The organism is Acidimicrobiia bacterium (assembly GCA_040289475.1).
Taxonomy (GTDB): Bacteria; Actinomycetota; Acidimicrobiia; order ATN3; family PSLF01; genus PSLF01.
On sequence record PSLF01000001.1, the window covers coordinates 127490 to 131184 of the forward strand.

At 54.9% G+C, this 3695-nt stretch carries 4 protein-coding genes; 3 read left to right on the top strand and 1 reads right to left on the bottom strand.

All coding sequences use genetic code 11. The features are described 5' to 3' along the window. Positions 1–105: 105 nt before the first annotated feature. Complete coding sequence (locus C4318_00590; protein MER3453646.1) at positions 106–552, top strand: 50S ribosomal protein L9; 447 nt, start codon at positions 106–108, stop codon at positions 550–552. 7 nt (positions 553–559) lie between these two features. On the opposite strand, the gene amrB is transcribed toward C4318_00590, so the two are convergent. Then, positions 560–1387: an AmmeMemoRadiSam system protein B gene (gene amrB, locus C4318_00595; GenBank protein ID MER3453647.1), complete on the bottom strand. Its 828-nt coding sequence runs from the start codon at positions 1385–1387 to the stop codon at positions 560–562. Between the two features lie 208 nt (positions 1388–1595). On the opposite strand from amrB, the gene amrS reads away from it, so the two are divergent. Beyond that, on the top strand, positions 1596–2756 hold the full coding sequence (amrS, locus tag C4318_00600) for an AmmeMemoRadiSam system radical SAM enzyme (protein ID MER3453648.1): 1161 nt from the start codon (positions 1596–1598) through the stop codon (positions 2754–2756). Positions 2757–2765: 9 nt separating this feature from the next. Beyond that, complete coding sequence (gene amrA / locus C4318_00605; GenBank protein MER3453649.1) at positions 2766–3395, top strand: AmmeMemoRadiSam system protein A; 630 nt, start codon at positions 2766–2768, stop codon at positions 3393–3395. Positions 3396–3695 lie beyond the last annotated feature (300 nt).

Sequence of the window (3695 nt, forward strand, 5' to 3'; positions counted from 1 at the left end):
CGGTAAGAGAGTGTCGCTGCTCATGCGCGCAACGAGCAAAGTTCAAGACTTGGTTTTGATCATTGCAAGAGCAGAGCAGATGCGGGCGAGAGGGACGAGACAGACATGAAGATAGTTCTCACCCAGGACGTGGCAAGCCTAGGAACCAAGGGTTCTATTGTTTCGGTAGCGGATGGGTACGCTCGCAACTACTTAATTCCCCGCGGATTCGCAATTCGTGCTACCAAAGGAGCCATCAAGCAGGCAGAAGACATGAAACGAGCCAGGGAAGCGGCGGAGGCACGAGCGAGAGCTCAAGCCGAGTCGATTCGGAGCTCCCTTGAAGGCTTCGTGTTGAAAGTCCCGGCACGAGTGGGTAAAGGGGGGAAGCTCTTTGGGTCCGTTACTCCGGCGGACATTGCCTCGGCCCTGTTCACAGAGAAACAGGTGGAAGTAGACCGAAAGCATATAGAGCTAGCAGAGCCCATTAGGCAAGTAGGGGACTACGAGGTCACAATCAAGCTTCACCCTGAGGTCGTCTGCAAGATATCGGTCTCTGTGAGAGAAGAGTAGGCCACAACTACGAGTTAGGCCAAAAGGCAACAGCCGGATATCCGACGACCGATTCCCTTGGGCCAGCAGTATCCCCTGAGTTCCTAAGGTCCAACACCTCGGGTCTCATACCGTTTTGACGAGCACACCACAGAATCCCTCTTATCGCAGTGCGACCGCAGGCATGGTCGTATCCAATTGCCTCGTAGCGTAGGTCAAGGATGGCTTGAATAGTAGCAGTATCGACCCTTACGGCTGACTCGTAGTCGAGATAGTGGCTAAGGTCAGAGCTAACGACTACGACTCGGCGGGAGTTTTGAAGGAGAGTTTCTACCGCACATCCCACCTCTTCAGCAGATGCCTCCCCCGCTGCTATGGCCACTACCCGGACAGGACCGAGCACATCCCATATGAACGGGAAGTGGACCTCGATACTGTGCTCTGCCGCGTGAGCTGCATCCGCGAATTCTGCCAATCCTTTCCTGCGGAGTTCCTCGATGGCTTCTTCGTCCGCGGACAGCCGGAAACCAGGCATCTTGAAAAACTTCGCCGATGAAAGTGCGAGCCCTTTCAGTGGAACACGGTGAGACGGGCCAATGACGGCTACGCTGTCAATATGGCCCGCAGCCAACTCCAAGTACGCATAGGCAGTTGCGGCCACTTGACCAGAGTACATGTAGCCAGCGTGAGGGGCTATTACCGCAAGAGGATGGCGCCTTTGCGAACGCGCAGTGGCGAGCTCCTCTTCTTTCCGACGTCGCGCATCCTCGAGCAGGACGCGAACGGTACCCCGTAGCTCTTCGGGATCTGATGAATAAAAGATCCCCGCCACCGCAGGGGGTCTTGTACCGCTCAGCCCTGAGGTTTCAGAAAACTCTTCCCTAGACAAAGCTTCTATTTCCTGCTACTCGAAGGTATACAGCCAGGCTGCCACCCACCTTTCTTAGCGCACGGGCGCTAACCGCTTCGACGATTCGATCGCCTCTCAAGGCATGCTTTGGACCCATCGCTACGGCGAATAAGAGACGGCCACATTTACGTTGTAACTTTTGACAAACTATGAAATGGGAATTCGCCAAAAAAGGGAATTGGATTCGACGATTGTGAGCAGTACTCCTCTCCTCGAAAAGGGTCCGGTGGTTCCCACCGATTACTGGCACGTCCTCGACGACGGGCGGATCCAGTGCGACCTCTGCCCTAGAGCTTGCAAGCTGCGAGAGGGGCAGCGAGGTCTTTGCTTTGTGAGGGCTAGGCAGGGAAACCAGATCGTTCTCACGACTTATGGACGATCCAGCGGATTTTGCATTGACCCTATCGAAAAGAAACCACTTAACCATTTCTATCCCGGAACGTCTGTGCTCTCCTTTGGCACCGCTGGCTGTAACCTCGCCTGTAGGTTTTGTCAGAACTGGGATATTTCGAAGTCTAAAGAGATAGATACGCTGGCAGATGCCGCCTCACCGGAAGACCTGGCTGCCGCTGCAGTAGAGCTTGGCTGCAAAAGCGTGGCTTTCACCTACAACGACCCCGTGATCTTCATGGAGTACGCGATAGATGTGGCACAGGCTTGCCACGAGCGAGGCATCAAAGCGGTTGCCGTTACAGCGGGATATATCTGCCCGGAACCTCGTGTTCGTTTCTTTCAATATATGGACGCGGCCAACGTCGACCTCAAGGCCTTCACGCAAGAGTTCTACCGCCACATCTGCGGCGGACATCTCGAGGCGGTCCTGGACACTTTGGTATACCTCAAAAAAGAGACCAACGTCTGGTTCGAGATCACAAATCTCCTAATTCCCGGTGAGAACGACTCTCCCGAAGAGATTGACAAGATGACATCATGGGTCGTGGAGAATCTCGGTCCCGACGTGCCCATGCACTTCACGGCTTTCCACCCCGACTTCAAGATGATGGACAAACCCCCAACTCCCCCCGAGACTCTCAAAGCCGCGAGGAAGATAGCAATCGAGAACGGGGTGAGGTACGCATACACAGGGAATGTTTTCGACGCGGAGGGGCAGAGCACGTACTGTCACGCCTGCGGCGAGCTTCTCATTGAGCGCAACTGGTACGCGCTCGGCGAGTACAACCTAGATGCCGCCGGGCGGTGCCGGGCTTGCGGGACCGCGTGCGCCGGTGTTTTTGCCGAGTCTCCCGGGAGGTGGGGACCAAAGCGAGTACCGGTGCGGATGGCCGTCTGCGGGCCGGACACGGGCTCCAGATGATCCAGGCTCTTGGTTAAAGTGGCTGACGCCGCTGTACAAAACCCTGAATTGGACGAGCGCCGCGGACATCTTCTTCTGCTCTCGGCTGCCAAGACGCTGGCAGCAGTTCTATTCGACAACGAGATCGTCTATCCCGATCCGTCGGCATTTGACAGCCCTCTGTCCCTACCTGGCGCTTCTTTCGTCACCTACGAGCACAAGGGGAGCCTCGTTGGTTGCATCGGCTCGATCAAGCGAGAACTACCCCTCGTCGTAGATGCCGCTCGCAATGCGCTGCTGGCAGCATTTGCAGACCCGAGGACACCTGGGCTCACCGCGGTCCCACTGGACGGTACTTCCCTTAAGATATCGGTGCTCTCTGAGGCTGTAGGTATCGAGGCCTCCAGCTTTGACGACGTGGTTGCAGCTGTGAGGCCTGGAGTGGACGGTCTGATCGTGGAGTACAAGGGGCGACGGGCAACTTTGCTTCCAGCTGTATGGGAAAAAATCGATTCCGTTGAAGACTTTCTCGACGTGCTGTGGAAAAAGGCCGGACTTCAACCAAGGTACTTTGATACTGGGTTTGTCGTCTCTCGCTATGAAACCACGGAATTCTGCGAGCCCGACCTTTCGCGCCTTATCAGGCGGGTAGCTTTATAAAAGTGGCCTGACAAGCGAGATATCTACAAAAAGTCTGAACCGGAATCGGAAAACTCCCCATCTATCACGTCGCTCTTCATCGGCATAGGGTCACAAGGGAGTGACCGACAACACTGCATCTAAATGCGCTTTCCACAGAACCGGAGAAAAGAAAACCCCTGCTACTAAGCTTTTCTAACAGCTTTTTCACAGTTTCGAAGAAAAATTCCACACTTCCTTCACCATAAATTCCAAAGTTCTCGTACTAGCGACTCACACTGGTTTCGTGGCATATAAGAAGTGCGAGAAAACTAGGTTCGT